The organism is Campylobacter concisus UNSWCS (assembly GCF_000466685.1).
GTDB classification, from domain to species: domain Bacteria; phylum Campylobacterota; class Campylobacteria; order Campylobacterales; family Campylobacteraceae; genus Campylobacter_A; species Campylobacter_A concisus_A.
Window position 1 is genome coordinate 50,843 of record NZ_ANNG01000005.1, and the last position, 24,823, is coordinate 75,665.

25 protein-coding genes are annotated in these 24,823 nt (G+C 40.5%); 3 read left to right on the top strand and 22 right to left on the bottom strand.

Annotation, left to right across the window (positions count from 1 at the left end):
* Position 1: 1 nt before the first annotated feature.
* The 10 genes from UNSWCS_RS01065 to rpmH all read right to left on the bottom strand — a co-directional run bounded on the left by UNSWCS_RS01065 (position 2) and on the right by rpmH (position 9,466).
* Positions 2 to 1,051, bottom strand: coding sequence for an SDH family Clp fold serine proteinase (locus tag UNSWCS_RS01065; protein ID WP_021086943.1), 1,050 nt, complete (start codon positions 1,049 to 1,051; stop codon positions 2 to 4).
* A 3-nt stretch (positions 1,052 to 1,054) separates the two neighbouring features.
* A complete protein-coding gene (gene purL / locus UNSWCS_RS01070; RefSeq protein ID WP_021086904.1) occupies positions 1,055 to 3,244 on the bottom strand; it encodes a phosphoribosylformylglycinamidine synthase subunit PurL in 2,190 nt (729 codons plus the stop codon).
* Positions 3,245 to 3,300: 56 nt separating this feature from the next.
* A complete protein-coding gene (locus UNSWCS_RS01075; protein WP_021086951.1) occupies positions 3,301 to 4,020 on the bottom strand; it encodes a hypothetical protein in 720 nt (239 codons plus the stop codon).
* Between the two features lie 68 nt (positions 4,021 to 4,088).
* On the bottom strand, positions 4,089 to 4,670 hold the full coding sequence (locus UNSWCS_RS01080; protein WP_021086930.1) for an NAD(P)H-dependent oxidoreductase: 582 nt from the start codon (positions 4,668 to 4,670) through the stop codon (positions 4,089 to 4,091).
* A 42-nt stretch (positions 4,671 to 4,712) separates the two neighbouring features.
* Positions 4,713 to 6,038, bottom strand: a complete 1,326-nt coding sequence (gene mnmE / locus UNSWCS_RS01085) for a tRNA uridine-5-carboxymethylaminomethyl(34) synthesis GTPase MnmE (protein ID WP_021086897.1) — start codon at positions 6,036 to 6,038, stop codon at positions 4,713 to 4,715.
* Entirely contained in the window at positions 6,035 to 7,117 is a 1,083-nt protein-coding gene (locus UNSWCS_RS01090) for a Jag N-terminal domain-containing protein (protein ID WP_021086926.1), read from the bottom strand. The genes mnmE and UNSWCS_RS01090 overlap by 4 nt, the downstream gene beginning before the upstream one ends.
* Positions 7,114 to 8,670 carry a membrane protein insertase YidC gene (yidC, locus tag UNSWCS_RS01095; RefSeq protein WP_021086908.1) on the bottom strand — a complete coding sequence of 519 codons (1,557 nt, stop codon included), beginning with the start codon at positions 8,668 to 8,670 and terminating at the stop codon, positions 7,114 to 7,116. Before yidC ends, UNSWCS_RS01090 begins: the two co-directional genes overlap by 4 nt.
* On the bottom strand, positions 8,671 to 9,012 hold the full coding sequence (yidD, locus tag UNSWCS_RS01100) for a membrane protein insertion efficiency factor YidD (RefSeq protein WP_021086961.1): 342 nt from the start codon (positions 9,010 to 9,012) through the stop codon (positions 8,671 to 8,673).
* Complete coding sequence (gene rnpA, locus UNSWCS_RS01105) at positions 9,009 to 9,344, bottom strand: ribonuclease P protein component (RefSeq protein ID WP_035143323.1); 336 nt, start codon at positions 9,342 to 9,344, stop codon at positions 9,009 to 9,011. Before rnpA ends, yidD begins: the two co-directional genes overlap by 4 nt.
* Positions 9,332 to 9,466 carry a 50S ribosomal protein L34 gene (gene rpmH / locus UNSWCS_RS01110; RefSeq protein WP_002940373.1) on the bottom strand — a complete coding sequence of 45 codons (135 nt, stop codon included), beginning with the start codon at positions 9,464 to 9,466 and terminating at the stop codon, positions 9,332 to 9,334. Before rpmH ends, rnpA begins: the two co-directional genes overlap by 13 nt.
* Before the next feature lie 123 nt (positions 9,467 to 9,589).
* On the opposite strand from rpmH, the gene UNSWCS_RS01115 reads away from it, so the two are divergent.
* Together UNSWCS_RS01115 and UNSWCS_RS01120 are read left to right on the top strand one after the other, a co-directional pair.
* Positions 9,590 to 10,243: a uracil-DNA glycosylase family protein gene (locus UNSWCS_RS01115; RefSeq protein ID WP_021086976.1), complete on the top strand. Its 654-nt coding sequence runs from the start codon at positions 9,590 to 9,592 to the stop codon at positions 10,241 to 10,243.
* Complete coding sequence (locus UNSWCS_RS01120) at positions 10,240 to 11,520, top strand: hypothetical protein (RefSeq protein WP_021086905.1); 1,281 nt, start codon at positions 10,240 to 10,242, stop codon at positions 11,518 to 11,520. Before UNSWCS_RS01115 ends, UNSWCS_RS01120 begins: the two co-directional genes overlap by 4 nt.
* A gap of 12 nt (positions 11,521 to 11,532) precedes the next feature.
* Here the strand turns inward: UNSWCS_RS01120 and UNSWCS_RS01125 are convergent, their stop codons facing one another.
* The 9 genes from UNSWCS_RS01125 to UNSWCS_RS01165 form a co-directional block, all read right to left on the bottom strand.
* Positions 11,533 to 11,922 (bottom strand): YbgC/FadM family acyl-CoA thioesterase, encoded by a 390-nt coding sequence (locus tag UNSWCS_RS01125; protein WP_021086910.1) that lies wholly within the window; start codon positions 11,920 to 11,922, stop codon positions 11,533 to 11,535.
* 20 nt (positions 11,923 to 11,942) lie between these two features.
* On the bottom strand, positions 11,943 to 12,458 hold the full coding sequence (locus UNSWCS_RS01130; protein ID WP_002940362.1) for a threonine/serine exporter family protein: 516 nt from the start codon (positions 12,456 to 12,458) through the stop codon (positions 11,943 to 11,945).
* Complete coding sequence (locus UNSWCS_RS01135) at positions 12,451 to 13,233, bottom strand: threonine/serine exporter family protein (RefSeq protein ID WP_021086945.1); 783 nt, start codon at positions 13,231 to 13,233, stop codon at positions 12,451 to 12,453. Before UNSWCS_RS01135 ends, UNSWCS_RS01130 begins: the two co-directional genes overlap by 8 nt.
* Entirely contained in the window at positions 13,217 to 13,696 is a 480-nt protein-coding gene (locus UNSWCS_RS01140; protein ID WP_021086893.1) for a DUF4149 domain-containing protein, read from the bottom strand. Before UNSWCS_RS01140 ends, UNSWCS_RS01135 begins: the two co-directional genes overlap by 17 nt.
* A 10-nt stretch (positions 13,697 to 13,706) precedes the next feature.
* The gene (gene prmC, locus UNSWCS_RS01145; protein ID WP_021086933.1) at positions 13,707 to 14,519 is read right to left on the bottom strand and encodes a peptide chain release factor N(5)-glutamine methyltransferase; all 813 of its coding nucleotides are present in this window, start codon (positions 14,517 to 14,519) and stop codon (positions 13,707 to 13,709) included.
* Positions 14,509 to 15,711: a M48 family metallopeptidase gene (locus UNSWCS_RS01150; protein ID WP_021086919.1), complete on the bottom strand. Its 1,203-nt coding sequence runs from the start codon at positions 15,709 to 15,711 to the stop codon at positions 14,509 to 14,511. The genes prmC and UNSWCS_RS01150 overlap by 11 nt, the downstream gene beginning before the upstream one ends.
* 8 nt (positions 15,712 to 15,719) lie before the next feature.
* Positions 15,720 to 16,832 carry a hypothetical protein gene (locus UNSWCS_RS01155; RefSeq protein WP_021086959.1) on the bottom strand — a complete coding sequence of 371 codons (1,113 nt, stop codon included), beginning with the start codon at positions 16,830 to 16,832 and terminating at the stop codon, positions 15,720 to 15,722.
* Between the two features lie 3 nt (positions 16,833 to 16,835).
* Entirely contained in the window at positions 16,836 to 18,209 is a 1,374-nt protein-coding gene (locus UNSWCS_RS01160) for a sodium-dependent transporter (RefSeq protein WP_035143324.1), read from the bottom strand.
* 151 nt (positions 18,210 to 18,360) lie between these two features.
* Positions 18,361 to 18,813, bottom strand: coding sequence for a hypothetical protein (locus UNSWCS_RS01165; RefSeq protein ID WP_021086962.1), 453 nt, complete (start codon positions 18,811 to 18,813; stop codon positions 18,361 to 18,363).
* A gap of 688 nt (positions 18,814 to 19,501) precedes the next feature.
* On the opposite strand from UNSWCS_RS01165, the gene UNSWCS_RS12610 reads away from it, so the two are divergent.
* Entirely contained in the window at positions 19,502 to 19,636 is a 135-nt protein-coding gene (locus UNSWCS_RS12610; protein ID WP_021086913.1) for a hypothetical protein, read from the top strand.
* Between the two features lie 90 nt (positions 19,637 to 19,726).
* Here UNSWCS_RS12610 and UNSWCS_RS01170 read toward each other — a convergent pair whose 3' ends face one another.
* From UNSWCS_RS01170 to UNSWCS_RS01180, 3 genes are all read right to left on the bottom strand, one after another.
* The gene (locus UNSWCS_RS01170; protein WP_021086917.1) at positions 19,727 to 21,667 is read right to left on the bottom strand and encodes a BCCT family transporter; all 1,941 of its coding nucleotides are present in this window, start codon (positions 21,665 to 21,667) and stop codon (positions 19,727 to 19,729) included.
* Between the two features lie 126 nt (positions 21,668 to 21,793).
* On the bottom strand, positions 21,794 to 23,239 hold the full coding sequence (locus UNSWCS_RS01175; RefSeq protein WP_021086939.1) for a DKNYY domain-containing protein: 1,446 nt from the start codon (positions 23,237 to 23,239) through the stop codon (positions 21,794 to 21,796).
* A gap of 122 nt (positions 23,240 to 23,361) precedes the next feature.
* A complete protein-coding gene (locus UNSWCS_RS01180; protein WP_021086972.1) occupies positions 23,362 to 24,750 on the bottom strand; it encodes a DKNYY domain-containing protein in 1,389 nt (462 codons plus the stop codon).
* Positions 24,751 to 24,823: the final 73 nt, after the last annotated feature.

Here is a 24,823-nt window from a genome sequence, read left to right on the forward strand (position 1 = left end):
ATTACCACAAGTGATAGATTGTATTTTTTATCTTGCCATTTACTAGCTCATTTTTGCGCCATGAGCTCTCGTCATTCATCACGTTCCAGCGGCGCTCCTCAGGGCGATAAAACCAGTCTTTATCGATCTGATAGTAAATTTGCTTGCCGTTTGTCTCGATGATGTTTGCGATGTTGTTATCATGATAGCTGTTCTCATCGTAGTCAGTAAAGGCACGCTGCCCCATCTCCGAGTAAAGTAGCGTTAGCTCCTGAAGCATCTCGTTTAGATCATCGTCCATCTTTTTGACATGCAGACCGATCTCCTGCGCCTCACGAAAGAGTATCGGATACTCATGTGCTGGGTAGTCTGCGTTTAGACGCTCTGAAATTTCAACGATCTTTTTATCATCATCTATGTGATATCTAAGTAGCTCAGAGCAAATTTTAAGTGAGAGCGAGCTAGCACGATCAACCGCACCAAAAACTAGCGGATGGATATACTCATATAGCGAGTTATAGGGGTTTGTGTCGTTTGGTCTGTCTTTGTCCTGCTCTTTCCAAAGCTTGACTACACGGTTAAGCTCGTCCATAGAGACACTAACAAGCTCGTTGCCCTTGTTTGTAGGACTTAGCTCGTGCTTGAGCGATGTATCAACTGGAGTTAGATAGGCAAGCGGACCCATCACGATCTCGTTTGCGCCAAGCGCCATCATCGTAGCCGCTGAGGCGCAGTTTGATGGGATCAGTGCTATTAAATTTTTGCAGTAGTTTCTAAGGGTGCTAATGATCCTAAGTGCGGCTATACCGCTTCCACCATCACTTTTTATGAAAAGATAGGCAGTGTCTATCTTTTTACCCTTTAAAATTTCATACATAGCGCTTGCATCGTTACCGCAAACATTACCAGCGTTTGAGTTGTAGTAGGTTATCAAAGGGGCATTTAGCCTTTTTTCTATCGTACTTATCAAATTTTGAGTATCGCTAAAGAGCACTGGTGGTTTTGCCACGCCCTTTTTCTCGTTTTGCTCTACTTCCTTTTCTCCGCTTACTTTTTCCTTTTTAGAAAACATCTCTTAGTCCTCCTTTTTTACGATTTTCGCAAACTCATTTAGATAAATTTCTCTTACGTCCTCTAAGCTCTCATCTATCTCATTTAGCTTAAATCTCTTGCCTCCACTAACGCCGATCTTTTCAAATTTCACTCCAAATTTAGCCGCAAGCGCTTCAAATTTAGCCTCATCTTTCACACCCACGACCGCCCTTGAAAAGCTCTCGTCAAAGATGAAATTTGGCTCTTTAAATTTCACTTCACATTTTACGCCGATGTTTGAGATGCTAGCCATTTTTGCCAGCGTGATAGCAAGACCACCTACGCCTACGCTATTTGCAAACTCTAAAATTTGCTCTTTATTTGCCTCTATTACTAGGTCCCAAAGGGCTCGCTCAGCTTTATAATCAACCTCTTTTAGCTTACCGCCAACCACGTTAAATAGCGCCTTTGCGTAAAGCGAAGCTGCAAATTCTCCGCTTGTCTCGCCAAGTAGATATATCGCCCTGCCCTCGCTTAAAAATGTGCTTTTTAGGTTTAAATTTGCATCTTCATTTACGCCAACCGTGACGATAGCTGGCGTTGGATAGACGCTAACGCCGTCAGTGTCGTTATAAAGGCTCACGTTGCCACTAACAACTGGTGTATTTAGCTCACGGCAAGCCTCTTTTATGCCTTCGCAGCCCTCTTTAAACTGCCACATTACTTCTGGATTTTGCGGGTTGCCGTAGTTTAGGCAGTCGGTGATCGCAAGTGGCACAGCGCCGCTCATCGCTACCTTTCTACCAGCTGCAGCGACAGCTCTTGCAGCGCCTATTTTTGGATCAACGAAATTTGCTCTAGGATCGCACTGCGCAGCCATAGAGACGGCCTTTTGAGTGCCTTTTACTCTGATACTTGCAGCGCCTAAGTGGCCTGGCTGTTTTATCGTATTTGTCTGGATATTTGCATCGTATTGGTCGTAGATGAAGCTTTTATTTAGCACCTCTGGCTCTTTTAAAAGCTTAAAAAATGCAGTTTTGTTATCGACATTATTTGGAATTTGTAAATTTACTATCTCATCAAGGTATTTTGGACGTGCGACTGGACGATCAAGCACCGGAGCTGCCTCGCTAAGCGGGCCGATAGGGATTTCGCCTGCAAGTTCGTCATGCCAGTAAAGCTGCATCACGCCGCTACTTGTGACCTCGCCGATGATCTCAGCGTCAAGGTCCCACTTTCTAAAAATTTCAAGCACCTTTTGCTCAAAACCTTTTTTGGCGCATATTAGCATACGCTCTTGAGACTCGCTTAGCATTAGCTCATAAGGCGTCATGCCAACTTCGCGCATCGGTACGCGCTCTAGATACATCTTCATGCCACTGCCACTTCTGCCAGCCATCTCAAAGCTAGAGCTTGTAAGTCCTGCTGCGCCCATATCTTGGATGCCGATGATATAGTCTTTTTTAAAGAGCTCCAAGCACGCCTCCATGAGCAGTTTCTCGGCAAATGGGTCACCTACTTGCACCGTTGGGCGAAGTGATTTATTTTCATCGTTAAAGCTATCGCTCGCCATCACAGCGCCGCCAAGTCCGTCTCTACCGGTCTTTGAGCCCACGTAAATGACTGGGTTGCCCACGCCTTCAGCCTTGCCGTAGAAAATTTCATCACTTTTGCAAAGGCCAAGCGCGAAGGCGTTTATTAGGATGTTGCCATTAAAGCTAGGATCAAATGTAGTCTCGCCGCCAATCGTTGGGATGCCCATGCAGTTGCCGTAGTGTCCGATACCTGCGACACTTCCTTTTAGCAGATATCTATGCTTTTTAGCTAGCTCGCCCTCGCCTCTTATCTCGCCAAAACGAAGCGAGTTCATGTTCGCAACAACTCTTGCGCCCATCGTAAAGACATCTCTTAAAATTCCACCAACGCCAGTTGCAGCGCCCTGAAACGGCTCGATAAAGCTTGGGTGGTTGTGACTCTCCATCTTAAACACAGCTGCAACACCGTCGCCAACGTCGATGACGCCAGCATTTTCACCAGGTCCTTGGATGACCCAAGGCGCCTTTGTCGGAAAGCCGTTTAGGTATTTTTTGCTTGATTTGTAGCTGCAGTGCTCGCTCCACATAGCTGAAAATATGCCAAGCTCTAGTAAATTTGGCTCACGGCCTAAAATTTTTAAGATCTCCTCATACTCTTCGTCGCTGATTTTATGTGCTTGTATGGTAGCTTTATCCATTGATGTAACCTTTTAAGAATTTTAAGCTATTTTACAACCTTGCTTATAAAAAGTTACTAAAAAGCCTTTTGAAATTTACTAAAACAAAGCACATTTGAGAGAATTTTGCCTTGATTTACAAGGTCACTTTCGATAAATGTTTTATAAAAATTTTGCGTTAGCGTCTCAGCCTTAATCTTCTCTTCATCTTCGCTTGAAAGGTTGAAATAGTAGCTCGTCTCTCTTAGAAAAAAGCCTTGATCATTAGATATATCTGAGTTTAAGATCACCGCAAAAAAGCCATTTTTCAAAGGGCGGTTTGTCACACTTTTTACTTTTATTACCTCTTTGCCACTCGCAAAAGCTTCGCAAACTGACATGCTTTTTGTGCTATAAACTACGCTTTTGATAGCGCCATTTGAAATTTCATAAAATTTGATATTTTTTGCATTTACGAGCTCCTCTAAGTCACTAGCATTTGACAAGATGAGCTCATGGTTTGTGCTTAAATTTTTAACAAGCACCATTTTGTCTGCTTCGCTGCCTTGCATGAGATCGCCAAGAGCGCTAAATTCTGCATTTACTCCGGCTGCTTTTATCTCAGCCTTGCCAACAATGTTTGCAAATTTATTAAAGTCATTTAGACTATTTTGAAGCTTATCAATTTTCATCTCCTGCAAGGTTTCGTTATTTTCAAGATAGAGTAAATTTGACTTTTCGCTTGGATTTAGAATTTGCTTGCTAGCACACCCTACAAATAAGATAACAACAGCTAAAAATAGAAATTTTCTCCTCATTTTTCCCCACACAAGATATAAATTTAGATTCTCTCTAGCACAAATGGCTAAAGAACGGTAGAAATCTTTTACGCTTTGAAAACTTTTTCAAGATGTGCTTCATACTCTTTTAGGTATCTTGGCACATCTGGCATCTTGATAACATCGCAGCAGATAAAGTGCGGAAGCGACTTTAAGCCGATGAATTCATTTGCCTTTCTAAAATGAAAATAAACTCCATCAACGCCACGCGCCTCAAAAAACTCATTTGGATCGCTAAATGCCTCGGCTGGGGCATTCCAAGTAAGACTTAGCATAAAATTTTTGCCATTTAGCAAGCCGCCTTTGCCGTAGTTTTTAGTTGGATCGACCCTGTGTCTGCCATCACTCGTATAAAGCTTGCCATGACCTGCGGTAAAGACCTCGTCGATATATTTTTTCACTATCCAAGGCTCGCCCATCCACCAAGCTGGCATCTGCCAAACTACCGCGTCCATCCAAAGAAATTTCTCAACTTCGGCCTCGATATCATAGCCTTGATCTATCATGGTTTGCTTTACCTCGTGACCCATTTTTGCTAGTTTTTCGTATGCAAGATCGTGAAGTGTTTGATTGAGCCTACCATCTGAATGGCCAAATTTTTTGCCGCCATTTATAAGTAAAATTTTCATTTTTTCTCCTTTAAAAAGCGCAGATTTTAGCCAAAAAAAGTATCATTTTCCTAAACAAAAATGGCTAAACATCTCATCTAAAATTTCACTTCTCTCAAATGGTTTTGTGATACTTGCGAGCGCCTTTATCGCGGTATTTAGCTCGTAAGCGAAAATTTCTAGCTCCTCTTCATTTAGCCTAAAAAACGCTCTTTTTAAAGCCTCGCTCGCCTCTTTACAGCTTAAAATTTGGCGGTTTGAGCTTAGCATGATCTCGTCAGTATCTTGCGTCTTGAGATAGTTTTCAAGCTCTTTTAAAACTACGCTCGTATCAGTTTTTGCAGAAATTTTTATGGCATCGTCTAAATTTATGTCAAATTTAAACTCAAGATCGCTTTTATTTAGGATAAAAAAGGCTTTTTTATTTGAGTTAGAAACGAGCTTTATTATCTCTTTATCTTGCTCGTCGCCTAAAGATGAGCCGTCAAAGACAGCTAGGATGATGTCGGCCTCGTTTATGGCTGAGATTGAGTAATTTATGCCGATTTGCTCGATCTTTCCAGCATCTTTTCTAATGCCAGCGGTGTCTATTATGCGAACTAGATGCGAGCCGATCTTGAAATTTTCTTCTATCCTATCTCTAGTTGTGCCCGCTTCGTCGCTAACGATCGCTCTTTCATATGCCAAAAATGAGTTTAAGATAGAGCTTTTACCAACATTTGGCTTGCCGACGATAGCGATCTTAAAGCCATCTATTAGCCCCCTTCTTTGCTCACTAAGAGTGGCTATGCGCTCTAGCTTCTCGCTATTTTTTAAAAGCATCTGCTTAGTCTGCTCTAGCAAATTTGCTGGCAGATCATCATCAGCATAGTCAATCATCGTCTCAACAAAGGCAAGAGTTTTGACTACTTCGCCCCTGATCTCACCTACAAATTTACTAAGATCGCCTTGCATCTGGCGGGTCAAAATTTTAGCAGCGATCTCGCTTTTTGAAGTGATAAGCCCTTGCATCGCCTCGGCCTTTGCTAGATCCATCTTGCCATTTAAAAATGCTCGCTTGCTAAACTCGCCTGGCATAGCAAGCCTTGCGCCAGCTCTTATTAGCTCATTTAAAATTCTCTCACTCACCATCACGCCGCCATGAGTTTGAAACTCGACGATATCCTCGCCAGTAAAGCTTGCTGGGGCTTTAAAATATATAACTATGCCCTCGTCTAAAATTTCATCATCAAGGGAGTAAATTTTGGCTAGTTTTGCGTATCTTGGCTCTAAATTTGAAAGTTTAAGTAGTTTTAAAGAGGTGGTCAGGGCGTCCTTACCGCTAAGCCTTACGATAGAAACTGAGCCGATGCCATAAGCTGTGGCAAGGGCTGCGATAGTTTCACTCATTTTTTAAAAAAGTCATTTACGACGACAAATTTGCCGTCATTGCCACTTTTTATGCCGACATATTTATCTGGGAATTTCTCTCTAAGCTTCTCAAGCGCGATCTTGACCAAAACTCCATCAAGTGGCTTAGTTTGGGCTCTACCACTATTTTGCACACGCTCGATCACACCATTTAAATATTGATCCATCATCGCTTCTTGATTTTGCAAAAATTGCGCGATCTCAAGGCGGATAGCGAGGTTGTATTTTGAATTTAGCCAGTTATAGAGCATATAAGAGATCGCTTTATATCTATAACCCTCTTTGCCGATAAGTAGCGCCGCGTCAGCACCGTCTAGTTCGATAAGCACAGTCTCATCGTTAAATTTACTAACTTCTACTTTGTCTATCTCAAAGCAGCTTGCTTTAAAAAGACGCGTCATGCCCTCTTTTATCTCAGGCAAAATTTTATCAAAGTCGATTACAACTTTCTCTTTTTTCTCTTTTGGTAAAGCTTGAGGTGCGCTCTCTTTATCAGTTTGGTTGAAATTTTCGATGATTGAAGTATCTAGGATATTTTTAGGAGCACTTTTACTAGCTTGTGGCTCTTTTGCCACTTTAGTCTCTTTTTGCTCTTTTTGCTCATCAAGTCTTTTTATGACATATCCTGGTTCTTCAGCCTCTTTTTCGCCCTTTTCAGCAAAGGCATCTTTAGCAAGAGCTGAGTTTTTCTCGCTTAAATTTGGCTTTTCGTTTTTATGCTCTTTTTGCTCAGACTTAGTCTCATTTTTCTCATCTTTGTGCTTTTTAGAATTTCTCTTTCTATCAGACTGATCGTGTTTTTTGCCCTGCTTTTTCTCTTCTTTTACAGGTTCGTTTTCATCACTTTTTTTAGCAAAATTTCTATCATTTTTTGGTTTTTGCTGTGGTTTTGGCTGATTTTCTAAATTTGCCTCAATGATCGCTGTCTTTTTAAAAAATCCAAAAATTCCACCACTTGGATGCTGCAAGACCTTTATATCAAGCTCTGTGACTGAGCAGTTAAGCTGCTCGGCTGCCTTTTGAAATGCCTCTTGGAGGGTATTTGCTTCTATCTTCATTGAGCTTTTACCTCCGCAGCTTTTTTATGTTTTTCAAAAAGTTTATTTACAAAGACTTGTTGAACGACTGAACAAACGTTATTTACGAACCAGTAAAGCGTAAGACCTGCTGGGAATGTCACAAAGAAAAATGTGAAGATCAAAGGTAAGAATTTCATAACCTTTTCTTGCATAGGATCAGCAAATGTCGTTGGTGTAAGTTTTTGTTGTAAAAACATCGTTAGACCCATCAAGATAGGTAGCACAAAGTATGGATCCATCACTGAAAGATCGTGTATCCAAAGTATCCAAGGAGCACCTTTTAGCTCGATCGCATTTAGTAAAACGCGGTAGATCGCAAAAAATACCGGAATTTGAAGCAAGATCGGCAAGCAGCCACCCATCGGGTTTGCACCATGTTTTTTGTATAGCTCCATCATATGGACTTGCATCTTTTGCTTATCATCTTTATATTTTGTTTGGATCTCTTTTACTTTTGGAGCAAGCTCTTTTAGCTTATTCATCGATAGCATGCCCTTATATGTAAGCGGAAACAAAACTATCCTTATAACAAGCGTTAGCACAACTATCGCCCAACCCCAGTTGCCGATGTAGTTATGCAAGAAATTTAAGAATGCAAACATCGGCTTTGCTATAAACGTAAACCAACCATACTCGATAACGTCGTTTAGTCTCTCATCCATCGAGCTTAAAATTTTATGCTCTTTTGGTCCGATGTAAGCGCCTAGTTTTAGACTATCGTTTGCCTTTACAAAGACGATAGGATTGTTATTTGCATCTTTATCCACAACAGCTTCAAATGGCTTGTTAAATGAGTAAAATAGCGCTGTGTAGTATCTATCAGATGCAGCTGCTATAGTTGTGTTTGCATAGTTTTTAACCTCTTTTGCATCGCCATCTTCTATGATATTTAGGCTATCGTCTGTATTTCTAAGCATGACACCATGAACTGTGTAGCTATCTATCGCGATATTTGGTCTAAAGCCAGGAGTGATGAAATAATCAACACTTTTACTTAAATTTACTTCAACCTCGTAACGACCATTTGGGTAAAATTTGATATTTTTTGTGACTGTAACACCATCTAAATTTTGAGTGAGTTTTATAGTTTTAGGCTCGCTACTAGCATCTACCTCGCTAGCGTCACTGCTATATGCAACCTTAAAAGCATCAGTATTTAAAGTGCTATCGTTAAATCTAAGCTCAAGCGGCAGTGGATTTTGTGAAACAAGCTCGATTTTGTTGCCATCTTCTGTTTTATACTTATCTTCGGTGAGATAAAACTTTGCAATCCTACCTAGCTTATCTATCTTTGCTTCGTAGCTTTGACCTTTGATGGTAGCGATTATTTCGTTTGAAGCTAAATTTTCATTTGATTTTGGAGTATCGTTAGTAGAGGCTGGAGCTTTGCTTTGATCCATTGTTTGAGAGATCGTTGTTTGGTTTTGCTCTAGTGGAGCTCTTTTTGGCATAAAAAAGTCATATACTATGAAAAATACGATTGACAAAAGTGCTGCAAGAAGCAACCTTTTTTGCATAGACATCTGTTCCATTTAATTTTTTTCCTTTAATTTATCTAATACTTTTACGACATAAAATTTACTATTTTGGCAAGGGATAAACCAGAAATTTACATTTTTGGTATCGCTTTTTTGAAATATAAAACATGAGTTAAATTTTTTGCGGATGATTGGGTAGTTGATACCGCCTTTGAAAAGTTGATTGCATCTTAAAATTCGCATGAATGTTGCAAAAAAAGCAGAGAAAAAGCTGTTTGTTTGAAATTCCCAAATGGCGTATTGTGAGCAAGTCGGATAGTAGCGACAGCTTTTTGGCAGAAGTATGGAAATATATTTTTGATAAAAAGCGATAAATCTAATCGCAAATTTTTTCATTTTAGACATCCCATTTTTTTTATAGACCAGCTCAAATTTTTACAAATTTTGTCAAATGAAATTTCTACAATTCCATTTTTTGCGACCATAATGTAAGTGCCATCTTTTAGCTCATTAGAAATAGAAAAAAAAGCAGCTCTTAAAAGCCTCTTTGCTCTATTTCTAACTACTGCTTTTCCCACTTTTTTGCTAGCAACAACTGCTAATTTTTTTTCAATTGTAGGCTTATAAAAAACTACGCAAGCGTCGCAGTGCCATTTGCTGGCCTCTTTATAAACCTGAGAAAATTCTCTCGAGTCACTTAGTGACTCAAAACCAGCTAAGCAGCCAATCTTTTTCTACCTTTAGCACGTCTAGCGTTGATAACCTTACGGCCATTTTTAGTTTTCATTCTTAAACGAAAGCCGTGAGTGCGTTTTTTAGGGGTTTTATGAGGTTGATAAGTCCTTTTCATTTCTATCCTTAAAGTTAATATAAAAAGTGGGATTTTATCAAAGCAATACTTAAATTCCTTTGAATAAATCAGCCCGAAAAAACTATAATTTAAACTTTAAGTAAATCAAGTTATAATCCAAAAATGAAATTTCATAAAAATAAAGATCTCTTAGAAAAATTACTTTTTTTAAAAGCGATCGGTTACAATTTTATAGATGAAAATTTTCTTAATTTAAGCAAATATCAAGATTATAACAGCATAGACGAGCTAAATAGTGAGATAAAAAAGTGCTCTCTTTGCTTTTTAAGAAATAGCTCAAAGTGCGTTTTTACTGGCTTTGGCGATAAAAACAGCAAGATAATGTTCGTATCGCTTTGCAAAAAAGATGATTATTTTGAAGGCGCAAGTGGCAAAATTTTAGAAAATGCTATAAACAATGGCTTAAATTTAGAAAAAGATAGTCTCTATATAAGCTTGCTTTTGCGCTGTGAAATTTCAAATAGTGACGCGAAAAATCCAGCGTTAAAGAGCTCGTTTGAGCTTTGTAGGCCATATCTTTTAGAAGAGATAAGGCTTATTAAACCAAAAATTATCATCACTTTAGGAGAGGAAGCTTTCATGCATCTTTATCCAAATTTGCTCTCAAAGGGCGGATTTTCAAGCATAAGAGGGAGCATTTTAAAAGATGATGATAGGTTTATAATGCCAACTTTTTCACCAGAGTGGATCAGTAAAAATCCAAGTTTTGAAGAAAATTTTATAGATGATTTGAAAAAAATCAAGGGAGTGATATGAAAAGAATTTTTCTTTTTTTAGTTATATTTGTAAGTCTTTTTGCAGCGCAAAATGAAGTCTTAAGCGAGATGCAAGACGAGATCACTGAGGCAAAATTTGAAAGCAACATCATTAAAAATCAAAGCCTCTCAAGCATACCACCAGCAAAGATCACTTACATAAATTTAGAGCCAGAATTTTGTGATAGCTCTTGCTTAAATGAGCTTATTAAGAGCGATATGTTAGCTAGCTTTATGGCTAGATTTGAGCCAGCAAAGATAGATGATAAGGCACTTTTAGACCTTTACGCTTCGCTTGGCGGAGAGATGGTTTTAAAACTAGCTGCAAGCGATAAGATAGCAGTCATCATCCCTCAAAAGGTTATAAAATCATACGCAAATGTCGTATCAAACGCGATTCTAAGCTATATCTTAAAGCAAGATGCAAATGTAGAAGTGAAATTTATAAATAGTAGCGACGAGAGTTTGCCTAGCCTTCAAAACGCGCTTCAAAACGCTAGAAACGAGGGTTTTATCTACTTCATAGCGGCCCTTACTCAAAATGGCGCAAACATGGTAAATTCTCTCATCTTGCCAAACGAACTCATCTACATCCCAAGTGTTCATAGCTCTTTCGTGACAGCTCCAAAGCCAAATTTGATCTTTGGCGGAGTTGATTACAAAGCGCAAATTTCAGCCCTACTAGCTTTTGCCAACGAAAAGATAGTCGCCTTTGACGATGGCAGCGCGCTAGCACAAAAGCTAAATGAGTATGTACGCATGCAAAGCAATGACTACTACGAGAGCTCGATCACTGGCAAAGATATAAATTTAAACGATACTTTGAGCAAAAAGTCTAAATTTGATAATGCAAGCGTCTTTTTAAACATCCCCATAGTTAAAGCTTCTCTTGTGGCAACGCAGATGAGAGGCTTTGAGATAAAGCCTTACGCGCTTTTAAGCACGCAGATAAATTTCTTGCCAAATATCTTTAGTGCCATCACGCAAAGAGATAGACAAAACCTCTTTGTGGCAAATTCGCTAAACTCGCTTGATGAGAGTTTTTTAGGTCTTGGAGATCTTTTTGGAGTTGATTTTAGATACTCACAGATCGGCTACTCAAGTGCCTTGGGAGTGGAGTATATCTATACAAATTTCATAAACAAAAGTGCCAGTAAAATTTTTGCTCAGAGGGTTGAGGGCTCGCAAGTTTTATATGATGTAAAAATTTATGATACAAAAAGCGATCACTTTAATGAGGTAAATTCGCAGGAGCAAAACAGCACAAGCGGAATTTAGCAGTTTTGCTTGCTAAAATTTAACCCCATTTATAAAAGCTTTCATGCTCTCATCTATCTTTGCTAGCCTGCCCTCTTTCATAAAAGCTAGCGTGATAGTCGCTTTAAAGAGCACTTTTTCGGCATCTTTTTCTTCAAATTTATAAATTTCTTGCTCTAAAACAAGGCTTGCCTTTTTAAGCTCTATAAGCTTTGTTCTCACAAAAACCTCATCGCCAAGCACGGCTGAAGCGAGAAATTTAGCCTCAAGAGCTGAAACTACAAAGTATCCGCCCTCTTTTGTGAAATTTAGCCCAGCCTCAAAAAATGCCTCACTTCTGGCTCGCTCGCAAAATTTAATATAGTTTGTATGATAGACGATGCCGCCCGCGTCAGTATCTTCGTAATAAATTCTTATCTTCACAGCAAAGCTCCTTTAAATTTTCATTTGCTCTTACTAGGCTTGCCTTTAGCGCCTCTAGTTATCGTAAGCGACTGATCATAAAACAAGATAAGCACCACCGAAACACCCACACCAAGCGCTAGTGAAACCGTCGTAGTCGTGATGGCATTATCAAAAAATATGATCAAATACTCATTTTTCTTAGCGATGCTTGTCTCATTTAAAAATGAAAAAAGTGCCAAAATGCCTTTATACGCAAAAACTCCTGGCACCATCGGCAAAAGCGCTGGAAATGCGATGATCTCAGCTGGCACCTTTAGCCGTTTGGCAAAGAGCATGCCTAAAATTCCGCTCATAAAAGAGACGATGAGCGTTGCGACACTGATGTTAAAAAATCCCATCTGCATGATCCAAAAGCGGCTAGCATGCGCAAATGCAGCGAGCAAAGCGCAAAAGATGAGAGTTCTTTTTGGAGGCGAGCTAGCATAGGCAAAGCCCAGCCCAGCCACCGCAGCAAAGCCAGCATCTACAAGCGTTTCACTAAAAAGCTCAAACATTTAATATCTCCGCGCTGCTAAGCGTTAGCGTGATATAGACGCCAACAGCCATGCAAAGTATGAGGATGCCCGTGCTTATGGCTCTACTGATGCCAACAAGGGTGTTGTCATTTAGGATGTCAAAGACTGAATTTATAAGAAAAACGCCCGGCATCATAAAGAGCACAGACGAGCCTATCGCCACGTCGCTTGTGTGCGTAAGTCCGTAAGATACGCCAAGATAGGCGATAAATGAGACGACAAAGGATGTCAGGACGTATTGAACCTTTAAATTTACGCCCATTTTTGCAAGGGCAAATTTAAGAGTGTATCCAAAAAGCGTTGCAAAAAATATGCAAACAACTGAGCCAGCATCGCCTCCAAAAAGTCTGCAAAATGCCGCATTTGCAAGGCTTATCAAGATAAGCGAGCTAGCAAATTTATTTGCACTGACACTCATCACGCCCTCAAAGCTCTCTTTAGCTTCATCTAAGCTCAAACCCTCATCTAAAATTTGCCAGCTAAGCGATGATAGCTCAGAAATTCTGTTAAAGCTAACCTGCCCTAGAGGGATCTTTCTCACATAAGTTCGGCGCAATGAGTTATCCTGTGAGTCCATCACGCTAATGGTAAAATACTTCACAAAAATGGTCACACTAACGTCATAGCCGTAGTGATTAGCTATGCGGTCGACGCACTTTTCTACGCGCGCAGTGTATGTGCCAGCACTCACCATCGCTGTCGTGTATTCGGCTAAAAAATTCGTTAAAATTTGGATATCAGGCTTGGCGTTCATCTTGACTGATCTTAAATTTCACAAAAAATAAAATGAGCTGCAAAACAAGTATCACTTTCATCACATATTCGCTTGCGCTATGCATCTTGGCAAACTCCGCTGTCTGCGTCGCATCAGCACCTAGGCTTTGAGCCTGCACGATAAAAGGCGTAAAGATAAAGACAAAGCTAAGCGCTAGGGCTAAGTTTAAAAACGAGAGCATAAACGTGCTAAATTTTAGTGAAAATGCAAGCTTTTTTCTTAAATCAAATAGCTCGCTAACTGCCACAAATGCGCTTACAAATAGCAAAACATAGTTAAATTTTAAAAATATCTTTGTCATCATCTGTCCGCTCATAAAATGCGTGAGCACCCCCTCGCCTATGATATTTTGTGGGAAAAATATGACTGGTGCGACCAAAATTCCAAGCGTTAGCTCAGTGCCGATCACCGCTGCTAATAGTAAAAAATAGATACTTCTCAATCTCTCTCCTTTATAGTTTTAATCTCGCGCAAAAGCCCCTGTCAAAGCCCGCCAAGTCCTTGTAAAAAGCGCTTTTAAAGCCATTAAATTTTAGCGCCATCTCCATGCTCGCTCTTTGATCATAGCCCATCTCGCAGGCGATATTTTTTATGCAGCGATTTCTAGCGATAAGGATGATGTTTTTTAAAATTTCATCTCCGACCTCGCCACCAAATAGCGCCTCATGCGGCTCGTTTATCACAAATTTATCAAGTTTATAGTCTCGCGCGATATATGGTGGGTTTGAGACCAAGATGTCGATACCACCTGAAATTTCATCGATATATGAGCACTTTACAAAGTCGATCTTCTCACTTACATTAAATTTAAGCGCATTTTTTTTAGCTAGTTTTAGAGCCTTTTCGTTTATATCGGTGGCAACTATTTTAGCGTTTGTTTTAAGGGCAAGCATGACGCTTATTATCCCGCTGCCAGTGCCGATCTCAGCGATCTTTGGCGCTTTGTAGCCGCTTGCTATCTCTAGCACTTTATCGACTAAAATTTCAGTCTCAGGACGCGGTATCAAAACCCCACTTTCTACCTCAAACTCCAGCCCATAAAAGCCAGCCTTGCCGGTAATGTACTCAAGCGGCTCGTAGTCTTCAAAGCGCTTTACAAGGTCAAAGTAGCCGCTCTCATTAAATTCGCTCTTTTGGTTTAAAAATATCCACTCAACGCTCACATCAAGGTAGCTCATGAGCAAAATTTTAGCCACCCTGCTTGGGTTTTCACAAAGCGGCTTTAGCCTTAAATTTGCCTCTTTTAGAGCCTCTTCAACTCTCATTTTCTAGCTCATTTATCCGCTCAAAAAGGCTTGGGTGCGAGTGATAGACAAATGAGTAAAGCCAGTGCGACTTTGGAAATGCTTTGTTTTCGCTGCCAAGCTTGGTTAGGGCGTTTATCATGTCAGTTTTGTTTGAAATTTCTTTTGAAAATCTATCTGCGCCAAATTCATTTTTACGGCTAAAATGCGAGATGATCGGCGAGAAAAGAAAGCTAAAAATAGGCGAGAAAAGCACCAAAAAGATGATGATACTAGCGCCATTTTGCCCTAGTCCTATCGCCTCGTATGCGCTTGCGCCAACGTTTCCAAAGATAAAAAATAGACAAAATAGCATAATGGCACTTAGAGCTATCATTTTTATGATGTCTTTATGCTTAAAGTGCCCAAGCTCATGCCCCAAAACCGCCACTATCTCCGCGGTGCTTAGCTTTTTTATCAGCGTGTCAAAAAGCACCACTCGCTTTGTCGCTCCAAGCCCGCCAAAATAGGCGTTTAAGCGGTTGTCGCGCTTGCTAGCATCTATCGTAAAAACGCCGCTACTTTTAAAGCCGCATTTTTTAAGCAAACCCTCTATCTTGCCCTTTAGCTCGCCATCTTCAAGCGGCGACATCTTGTTAAAGATAGGCGCAATGAGCGTTGGATATATCAAATTTATAATTAAAGCGACGCCAAAACTTAGCAAAAACGCCCAAAACCACCAAAAATCCCCAAGAAAATTTATGCAAAGAAGCACGAGCCAAACGAAGGCCGAGCCAAAAATGAGCATTAGCGCTAGCGACTTTATAGTATCAATCAAAAATATCTTTGCGCTCATATTTGAAAAGCCAAGCTTTTTGTCTTTTACAAAGCTCTCGTAGATATTTAGCGGCAGATCAAGCAGCGACGAGATCAGCAAAAAGCTCATCACAAAGAGGATATTTTCAAACGTAGTGCCATCTTTTAGGCAAGCGTTTGAGAGCATTTTTAGCCCAAAGCTTATCCACGCAAAGAAGATAACGGTGTGATAGATGAGGCTAAAAATTTCAAATTTTAGGTTTGTCACGGCGGCAACTGCGGCGTTTTTGTATTCGCTCGCTTCAAGCACGACTGGCTCTTTTTTGGCCTCAGCTCTTACAAAGTCGATCTGCAAATTCGCCAAAAAAAGCTTAAAAAGCACATAAAAAATATAGATAAATAAAAGTGTATAAAACATATTCTCCCTTAAATTTCATAAAGACTAAAGCAGCCATAGTCCGTTCTAACTGCAAGTTTGCCATCTATAAATTTAGCCTCGCAGCTCTTTACGACGTGATCTAGCGTAAATTCTGCCATCGCATTGCCACTTTTTAGATTGATAGCGTAGGCCCTGCTTTGATCTATCACCACAAGTTTGCCAGCCTCCGCGCAAAACTCGCTCGCTCTTAGATACTCATCCTTTATCCAAGGCTGCTTTGTCACCTTTGCGCTCTTTATATCAAGGCAAAATATCTTGTTTTCAAGATATTGCCTAAGCAAAAGCGTGTTTTCGTCTAAAAAGCAAATTTTATCAAGCACGCCAAATTCTGCTCTTAGCTCGCTTAAAATTTCACCATTTTTTGCATTTAAAATTTGTAGCTCATTTTCTTTGGTGCAAAGTGCAAGCATGCTAGCATCCGCACTAAGAGCCGCGCAAAGTATCGGCACGTAGTTTTTTGTGCTGCATTTATACTCGCCAAGCTTTGAAATTTTATCCTCACAAAAGGTAAAAATTTGACCAAACATGCCAAAAACTGCCGCATTATTTGCAGAGCAGATAAAGCTTGCTATCTCGCTACTTTTCTTGACATTTTGCTCAGCTAAAATTTCACGAAATTTAGCCCCATTTGGCTCAAAAATGTAAATTTCATGATCAAGGTCTAAAAGTAAATTTTCGCTTACATGCTCGGCATGCCACGCAAGCGGCTTTGGCAAGGCGATCTGCTCTTTTATAGTGCCGCTTCGATCAAGCCTCACCAAAATATCGCTAGGCTTGCCGCCATCTTTTTGACCGCCACTTTTATAAACATAAATTTCATCTCTTAAGCTGGCAAACGAGAGCGCTCCAGTGTATCCACCGCCGATATAAACGTGCAGGCTCGCTTCACCGGCTTTTGCCTCACTATCTTGCAGAATAAAGCCCTTTTTTAGGCTCTCCCACTCTTTTTTGACGCAGGCTTTTTTAGCCTCATCACTGCTTGCAAATTCTTTTTTACTCTGCTTTGTTTTAGCGCCTTTTTGGCTCACGCTCACTAAGGCTTTATCCTCTACGCTAAGTCTTAGGCGCTCACCGCTACTAAAATTTACAAGCTCACGCATATTTCACTTCAAAAAGTTGTCGTAAAAACTACTGATAAATAGCACCAAAATGACAAAAGGCACGATAAATTTGATATAGAAAAACCAAATATTTATAAGCTTTGCGTACTTTTCGCTACCTTGCAAGATCTCTTTTTTTGCTTCATCTTTTAGCACCCAGCCCACAAATATAGCACATCCAAGTGAGGTCAGCACGAAAAATATCGTTGCACTTATCGCGTCGTATGCGTCAAAGATATTTTTACCAAAAATGCTCACATGACTTAGTAAATTTGTAGCCATAAGTGAGGGCAAATTCCCAAGCACAAAGATGACGCTAAGCACTAAAAATATCGCTTTTTTGCGTTTTATCTTAAATTTCTCTTGCAGCGTTGTAATGATCACTTCATATATCGGCAGTGACGTCGTAAGCGCAGCGATCATAAGAAGCGCGAAAAACGCAACCGCAAAAAATCCGCCAAAAGGCATGTGTGAAAAGACGATCGGAAGCGACTTAAAAACTAGGCTCGGGCCGCTATCTGGTGAGACGCCGTAGCTAAAGAGCGACGGAAATATCATAAAGCCAGCAAGCACGGCTATGACGGTGTTTAAGATGCCTGTGATGATAGAAATTTTAACTAAGCCTTCGTCTTTTTTAACAAAGCTTGAGAGCGTTATCATCACGCCAAATCCAAGCGAAAGCGCAAAGAAAACCTGCCCCAAAACCTCGACAAAAAGCTTTAAGCTTATCTTTGAAAAATCAGGCGTTAAGTAAAATTTCACACCCTCCATCGCACCCCCAAGCGTGATGTTTTTAGCGATCATGACGAGCATCAAGATAAAAAGAAGCGGCATTAGGTATTTTGCTGAGCGCTCGATGCCGCCAACTGCGCCTTGCACCAAGATAGCGTAATTAACCAGAACAAAAACAAGGGTCGCAAAGCTGATGGCTAGTGGGTTGCTAACGATATTTTGCTCGTAAAATGCGCTAGTTTGCTCAAAGCTCACGATCTGCGAGAGATCAAGCAGGCCAAATGAAATTTGAGCGATATAGTTTAAGACCCAGCCTCCGATAACCATATAATAAGCCATGATGCCAAATGCGCCAACAAGCCCCATCCAGCCCACTATCTGCCATTTTTTGCTGATCTTTTTGCCATTTACTGTGCCACCAAATGCATCGACAGCGTTACATTTTAGGCGCCTGCCGATGGCGTTTTCAACCAAAATCATAGGAATACCAATGACTATCATCGCTATGCAAAATACCAAAACATAGGCCCCACCGCCGTTTTGACCGACCAAGTAAGGAAACCGCCACGTCGCGCCAAAGCCGACCGTAGCCCCTGCAACAGCTAAAATGTATGTAAGTCTTGAACTCCACGATTTTCTATCCATATTATCTACCTTTGTGAAAAATTTGGATTATATAAAAAAAATGATTAAATTTTGCTAGCAAAAGGCGATGATTGCGTGCAAATTTGACTTTTTGCTAAATTTTAGGACTTTTATGGACGGAATTTATTTTTATTTTTGTGGGTAAATTTATTCAAAAAGTTTGTTTATCTAAAACGCCAAATTCTACGTATCCCTCCATCGCAATGAGTAATATCCAGCCCTCTTTTGGGCTGTAAAAATAGTGATGTTGCGCAATATTTTCAACCATAAATTTTAAAAAATCATAAAAGCATTCAGGCGCAAATTTAAGCTCTAGGCTAGTTAGACCATCACCGACGTAGCCTATTTCGCTGCTTAAAATTTTGCTTTGAATGTCAGTGTGTGAGCTTATAAAATTTTTAATATCAGCAAAATTTTTACAATCAGCCGTTTTGTAATCTTTTAAATTTTGCAAAAGCGGTTTTGAGCCGACAAAGGTAAAATTTCGCTCTATAAAATTTGCTACATCATCGCTTTTGCGCCATTTTTGACCCAAATTTGACAAAAAAGCAAGCACCTCATCATCAGCTGGTGTAAAATTTGAAACTGAATTTATCTCGCTCATTTGTCTCCTTTTTGTAAAGTCGCTACACCTTTGTAAGAGAGGGATTATATAAAATTTATGGTGGTTTTATAATTTTTTAGTGGTAGTTAATGAGCAAATTTTAAAATTTCATGGGCGAGTAATTTCGGCTCTAAAATTTGAGCTAAGCTGTAAGCGAAGCCAAATTTTAGTAGTCAATTCTTAGGGGTGAATGGAATTTTAAAATTTGTGCAATAGTAAATTTCTATTCTTTAAAATACAGACTTTATTTTTTAGGTTCTTTTATTCAAAAGGGAGACAAGGGGACTTGAATTACACTCTGCTTGCAGTTGCGAGCTCGCGAAGCAAAGCCGTCCCCTTATCTCCCTTTAAATCCCACAATCCTCTCGCACGTTAGAGGTGCATGCGATAGTGCTTCGCACTGCATGCGTTTTGTTTAGAAAATTCTGACAAATTTTAAAATTTCATGAACGAGTAATTTCGGCTCTAAAATTTGAGCTAAGCTGTAAGTGAAGCCAAATTTTAATAGTCAATTCTTGCGAGTGAGTGGAATTTTAAAATTTACAAGTATAAATTTAGATTTTTGTTTCTCTGTTAAGGGGGAAGAGGCTTGAATTACGGTCTGCTTGCAGTTGCGAGCTTGCGAAGCAAAGCCGTCCCCTTATCCTCCTTTTTAAATCCCCTAAACCCCTCGCACGTTAGAGGTGGCATGCAATGGTGCTGGCGCACCGCATGCGGTTTTATTAAATTTGAGCAAATTTTAAAATTTATGAGCGAGCATATCACGGCTCTAAATTTAGTGCTAAACGAAGTGCGGCCTAAATTTAGTAGTCTGCTAAGGTGAGTGAGTAAGATTTTAAAATTTGCAAAATAGCTAGATTAAATTTGCAAATTTGCCCAGAATTTTAAAACTCTAGGCAAATTTTACTCAATTTTACCTTCTCACGACATGTAAAAACTGCATATGTTTGCGGTATTGTTCGATGACGTCATTTATCAGCGTAGCTTCGCTCCAGCCAAGCACGTCGTAGTCCTGACCGCCCTCTTTTAGATAGACCTCGGCTCTATAGTAAAGATCGTCGCCATCAAGCTCTCTGGTGTAGTCTGGGCTCTGGCTTTTGGTGAGATAAACGCCATATCTAAAGTCCATCTCATCGCCAAGACCGACGTTTAAATTTACAAAATTTTCGCCATTTGTGACCTTTGCTTCAAGCCCATTTTTAGCAAATTCCTCTTTTAGCTCGTTAAAGGCTTTTAGCACGACTTCGTTTAAAAATTTCTTGCCATCTTTCTTGCCTGGAAGCGTGATGATCGCACTTAGGCGCTCTTGCCACGGCTTTGAAAGATCGCTAAGTGGCATATTACTAAAGTTATTTGTCTCTTTTTTGGTTAGATCCACGCGCAAAGCCTTAAATAGCCCGTAAATAGCGCCAAGTAGCACGATCGCAAATGGCAGTGCTGTGGTAATAGTAAGCGCTTGAAGTGAGGCAAGTCCGCCAGCTAGCATCAAAAATGCCGCCACGATGCCCACCGTAACGCCCCAAAAGACCTTTTGCCAAACTGGTGTATCATCCTTGCCGTTTGAGCAAAGCATATTCATCACGATCGCCGCAGAGTCGGCAGAAGTTACAAAAAATATAACGATCATAAAGACTGCGATCACGCTTAGCACGCCTGAGAAGCTAAATTTCTCTAAAAACATAAAGAGTGCTGAGGCTGAGTCAGAATTTACCGTGGTCGCTAGCTCGCTAAAGCCACTTTGCACCAAAGCGATCGCCGAGTTGCCAAAGAAGCTCATCCAGGCAAATGTAAAGCCAGTTGGCACTAGAAGCACGCCGATCACAAATTCTCTGATCGTTCTGCCCTTTGAAATTTTAGCTATAAAAAGCCCCACAAACGGCGACCAAGATAGCCACCAAGCCCAGTATAGCAGCGTCCAACCGCCAAGCCAGCTCTCGTTTTGCCTCTCGTAGGCGTAGAGGTTAAAGGTATTTGAAATGAGCGTAGAGACGTAGTCGCCGCTGTTTTGCACAAACGACTTTAGAAGCTGCGTCGTATCGCCCAAAAATAGTATCAAAAACATAAAACATATAGCTAGCGCGATATTTGCGTTTGATAAGATTTTAATGCCCTTATCCACGCCGCTTGCCGCTGAGATGGTAGCTGCAAAACAAAGCACTATTAGAAGCGTGATATGCATAGTCGGCAGGCCAAAAACGTGCGTAAGGCCAGCATTTACCTGAAGCACGCCGTATCCTAGCGACGTCGCCACGCCAAAAAGGGTCGCCACGACGGCAAATGTATCGATGGCACTACCTATCTTGCCATAAATTTTATCTCCAATGATCGGATAAAATGCCGATCTAAGCGTGAGTGGTAAGCCGTGCCTATATGAGAAAAAGGCTAGAATAAGCGCCACGATAGCATAGACCGACCATGCGCCCATGCCCCAGTGAAAAAATGTGATATTCAACGCAAGCTTTTGCGCTGCGATAGTTTGTGCGTCGCCAACTGGTGGGTTTAGATAGTGCATGAGCGGCTCGGCCACACCAAAAAACACTAGACCTATGCCCATGCCAGCGGCAAAAAGCATAGAAAACCACGAGATATTTTTGTGCTCTGGCTTTACGTGATCAGCTCCTAGCTTGATCTCGCCAAGCTTACTAAAGCCAAGAATTATGACGCTTAGCAGTATGACGGCAACGACTAGGATATAAAACCAGCCAAATTTGGCCGCGATATAGTTTTGCATACCCTTAAAAAACTCATTTGAGAAATTTGGAAATATCGCTGCAAATGCCGCTATTAAAAATATGACAATAAGCGATGGGATAAATACTGAGTTGTTAAATTTTGACCTTTGAAATTTAAACATTTTTCTCCTTTTTATAAATTTCAGTCTCGCTTTAAAATAACAAAAAAGAGTAAATAGGTCAAATTTTCTCTTTAAATTTTTTATGAAATTTTAAGCTTCAGCCGCCAAAAATAGCCACTTTGAAATTTATCTCAAGTCGCTTTTATCTCTCTTTGGTTTTGCAAGAGTTGTTAGCACTATGACGACAAAAGCGATGCCAAATGTGATATACAAAATGATCTTTGGCGAGTCATACTCTATCCTCGACCTTGCGACTTCTTCGCCGCTTGCCTCCACTAGCTCGCCGCGCTTTATCATATCGCTGATATCTTTTGCGCTAAGCTCTTTAGATGCTCTTGTTAAAATTTCTATGACGCTAGGACCCGCCACCTCATAAACGCTATGCTTTATGCCATAAAATGGCTTTATGCTGCTAAAAAAATAGTGCTTATCGCCGTTTGCATAGACTGCGCCATACTCGCCATCTTTTACCAGCCCTACTTCGCGCCAAGAGCTACTTGGGGCAAATTTATATAAAGAGACTGTTTGCGCCTCTAAGTGCCTGCCATGCTTTGAGCGCCGCCACTCTTCACCTTGCTGTAAGAAATACGCTGAGCTCTCATCTACAAAAACGTCAGCATAGAGCCTTTTTAGCTCACCTTTTAGCTGGTAGTCTGAAATTTTAGCCTGCTCGTTTTTACTGCCATCCCAAAAGTAAATTCCATCTTTGCTGGCAAAAAGAGGCCAAAACGAGTGCACGTTATCCACGCTATAAATGGCGCTATAAGGCATATTTTGGGTGCTAAATTTACGCTCATTTGCAAACACCGCCCCACTTTTTGGCTCAAAAAGATATTCTATATCATGCTTTGGGTCATAGCATATCCGGCGCGTCTCATCCGAGTAGCTTGTATCAAGCCTATAAAAGCCCATAAACAAGCTTTTGCCATCTGTGTAATATCCGCTAGCAGCGCCATTTTCTGCCGTGATATATCTTAGCTCGCTAGGATCTGCGTCTATCTTTTCGCCCTTGTAGTAAAGCGTGCCGCCGTCTCTTGCAAAACCAGCGTCAAATATAGGCTCTAAATTTGTGCTTTCGACCCTTTTTGTCCTGTAAAAATAAGGGCTATCATCGTAGCTTTTTATAAAGGTGTGAACAAGGTTTTTCATAATGGCGCCAAATTCGCTAAATCCTGGCTCTTTCTCGCTTCTAGTAGCGCAATAATAGCTTATCTTGCCATCACTTATATAGCCATTACCAAGCACTTTGGCACTTTTTGGATCAAGTCCTGGCAAAATTTCTCTAGCGCAATAGACACTGTTTTTATCAGCCGCCACATTTGAGTAATCATACGCGTGTTTTAGCTTTAAGACCCTAAAACTAGCCTCATCGACGCCTTTTAGCTCATACTTGCCACTGCCTGAAATTTGAACGTAAATTTTACCCTCAGGCGAGCGGTAAAACTCGCTATTATCAATGTTTGCAAAGCTTCTTTGATACTCGCCCTCATGCCATAGATAAAGCATCGCCAAAACAAAAAATAGCGTCAAAATGACAAAAAGACAAAGTATCTTAGTCGCAATTTTTCTCATTATCTATAGTCATCCACCCTTTTTTTAAGCTCGCTTTTTTGCTTTTTGTTTTTAAAAATAGCGCCAACCACCGAGACTATAAATGCAATGGCTAAAAATATCCAGTAGGCATATTTTTGCGATTAATCATCAAAGTCGCTTATCGCATCGATCACCACCTCGCCCTCAGCTGGCGTCATAGCGCCTTGATCTACCATTTTTACTATCTCATCAAGTTTTAAATTCTTAACATTTGGACCATAAGGACGAGTGAGAATTTCAACTACGCCAAGGTCGTTTATATCATAAACACTGCTGTTAAAACGCCAGCCGTAGCCGACGTTATCAAAATAATATGTCTTATCTCCGTTTGCATAGACCGCTCCGTAGCCATCGTTTCTTACAAGTCCTATCTTTCGCCACTGCTCTTTTGTATCAAGCCTTACAATACACGTGTGGCGTGAGCTTAGGCTGTGGTTATTTTTTGTGTTGTGCCAAATTTCATAGGTTTTTAGAAAATATGTCTTGCCATCACTTATCACCACGTCGCCATATAGCGGCGTTATCTCGCCTTTAAAAGGATCGTCGCCATCTCTTACAAACTCGCCCTCATCTATGCTGTTATACCACTGCCACTTTCGCTCCCAGTGATAGATCCCGCCTTTGCCGCGAAAGAGCGCATGATAGGTGTGCCTGTCTTCTAGGTTAAAAAGTGGCTCGTATGGGGCAAATTTGGGGTCAAATTCATGATCGTTTGCATAGACCATGCCAGAATTTGGCTCATAAAGATAGTGAATGCGCCATATCTCTCCGATATCACGCATTTGTGGGCTAAATTTGATCCCTAATTTTATGCTGTCATAATAGACATTTTCTCCATCAGTCGTAAAATGTATGCTCTTTCTACCAGATACCTGCTCGATATAACGCATCTTGCTAGCATTTGCGCCATCTAGCTCTTTGCCCTCATGATAGACTTTTACTCCGTCGCTTGCGTAGCCAAAGCCCAAGATAGCTGCTAAATTTACGTTATCAACCTGCCTAAATTTATAGATATGAGTTTGCGCTTTAGGGGTTTTAAACATTTTATGTGAGAAGATATCCCAAAACTCTTTAAGTGCGGATATTTCGAGGTTTGTCTCGCTTTCGCTATCGCAAAAATATGTGATCTTGCCGTCACCAAAGTAGCCATTACCAAGTGCCCTAACGCCATTTGGATCAAGCCCACTCATCACGAGGTTACCGCAATATACCGCCTTATCGCTAGCGCCAACGTTTCTGTTGTCGTATTTGCCGGTGTCAATGTATCTAAATTTACTGGCCCTCACGCCTATTAGCTCAAATTTACCCCCACTTGGCACCATGGCATAGACCTTGTCATCTTTGACGTAAAAATAGCTATTATTTAGCTCTTTACTATCGCCAATGTCGTCATCTAAAATAGTAGCTAACCCAAAGATAAAAAAATAGACAGCAAAAAATATCACAACAATGGCGATTATTACAGAGATTAGCGGATGTTTTTTTAGCATTTTAGCCTCGTTTCAAACAAATTTAGCGACCTCATCATGGCGCAAAAACCTTTCATAAATTTAAATTTTAAAG

Excerpts from the sequence above, each read along its gene's own strand:
- UNSWCS_RS01065 (WP_021086943.1), bottom strand. The coding sequence starts at position 1,051 with ATGTTTTCTAAAAAGGAAAAAGTAAGCGGAGAAAAGGAAGTAGAGCAA.
- purL (WP_021086904.1), bottom strand. The coding sequence starts at position 3,244 with ATGGATAAAGCTACCATACAAGCACATAAAATCAGCGACGAAGAGTAT.
- UNSWCS_RS01075 (WP_021086951.1), bottom strand. The coding sequence starts at position 4,020 with ATGAGGAGAAAATTTCTATTTTTAGCTGTTGTTATCTTATTTGTAGGG.
- UNSWCS_RS01080 (WP_021086930.1), bottom strand. The coding sequence starts at position 4,670 with ATGAAAATTTTACTTATAAATGGCGGCAAAAAATTTGGCCATTCAGAT.
- mnmE (WP_021086897.1), bottom strand. The coding sequence starts at position 6,038 with ATGAGTGAAACTATCGCAGCCCTTGCCACAGCTTATGGCATCGGCTCA.
- UNSWCS_RS01090 (WP_021086926.1), bottom strand. The coding sequence starts at position 7,117 with ATGAAGATAGAAGCAAATACCCTCCAAGAGGCATTTCAAAAGGCAGCC.
- yidC (WP_021086908.1), bottom strand. The coding sequence starts at position 8,670 with ATGGAACAGATGTCTATGCAAAAAAGGTTGCTTCTTGCAGCACTTTTG.
- yidD (WP_021086961.1), bottom strand. The coding sequence starts at position 9,012 with ATGAAAAAATTTGCGATTAGATTTATCGCTTTTTATCAAAAATATATT.
- rpmH (WP_002940373.1), bottom strand. The coding sequence starts at position 9,466 with ATGAAAAGGACTTATCAACCTCATAAAACCCCTAAAAAACGCACTCAC.
- UNSWCS_RS01115 (WP_021086976.1), top strand. The coding sequence starts at position 9,590 with ATGAAATTTCATAAAAATAAAGATCTCTTAGAAAAATTACTTTTTTTA.
- UNSWCS_RS01120 (WP_021086905.1), top strand. The coding sequence starts at position 10,240 with ATGAAAAGAATTTTTCTTTTTTTAGTTATATTTGTAAGTCTTTTTGCA.
- UNSWCS_RS01130 (WP_002940362.1), bottom strand. The coding sequence starts at position 12,458 with ATGTTTGAGCTTTTTAGTGAAACGCTTGTAGATGCTGGCTTTGCTGCG.
- UNSWCS_RS01135 (WP_021086945.1), bottom strand. The coding sequence starts at position 13,233 with ATGAACGCCAAGCCTGATATCCAAATTTTAACGAATTTTTTAGCCGAA.
- prmC (WP_021086933.1), bottom strand. The coding sequence starts at position 14,519 with ATGAGAGTTGAAGAGGCTCTAAAAGAGGCAAATTTAAGGCTAAAGCCG.
- UNSWCS_RS01150 (WP_021086919.1), bottom strand. The coding sequence starts at position 15,711 with ATGTTTTATACACTTTTATTTATCTATATTTTTTATGTGCTTTTTAAG.
- UNSWCS_RS01155 (WP_021086959.1), bottom strand. The coding sequence starts at position 16,832 with ATGCGTGAGCTTGTAAATTTTAGTAGCGGTGAGCGCCTAAGACTTAGC.
- UNSWCS_RS01160 (WP_035143324.1), bottom strand. The coding sequence starts at position 18,209 with ATGGATAGAAAATCGTGGAGTTCAAGACTTACATACATTTTAGCTGTT.
- UNSWCS_RS01165 (WP_021086962.1), bottom strand. The coding sequence starts at position 18,813 with ATGAGCGAGATAAATTCAGTTTCAAATTTTACACCAGCTGATGATGAG.
- UNSWCS_RS12610 (WP_021086913.1), top strand. The coding sequence starts at position 19,502 with ATGCAATGGTGCTGGCGCACCGCATGCGGTTTTATTAAATTTGAGCAA.
- UNSWCS_RS01170 (WP_021086917.1), bottom strand. The coding sequence starts at position 21,667 with ATGTTTAAATTTCAAAGGTCAAAATTTAACAACTCAGTATTTATCCCA.
- UNSWCS_RS01175 (WP_021086939.1), bottom strand. The coding sequence starts at position 23,239 with ATGAGAAAAATTGCGACTAAGATACTTTGTCTTTTTGTCATTTTGACG.
- UNSWCS_RS01180 (WP_021086972.1), bottom strand. The coding sequence starts at position 24,750 with ATGCTAAAAAAACATCCGCTAATCTCTGTAATAATCGCCATTGTTGTG.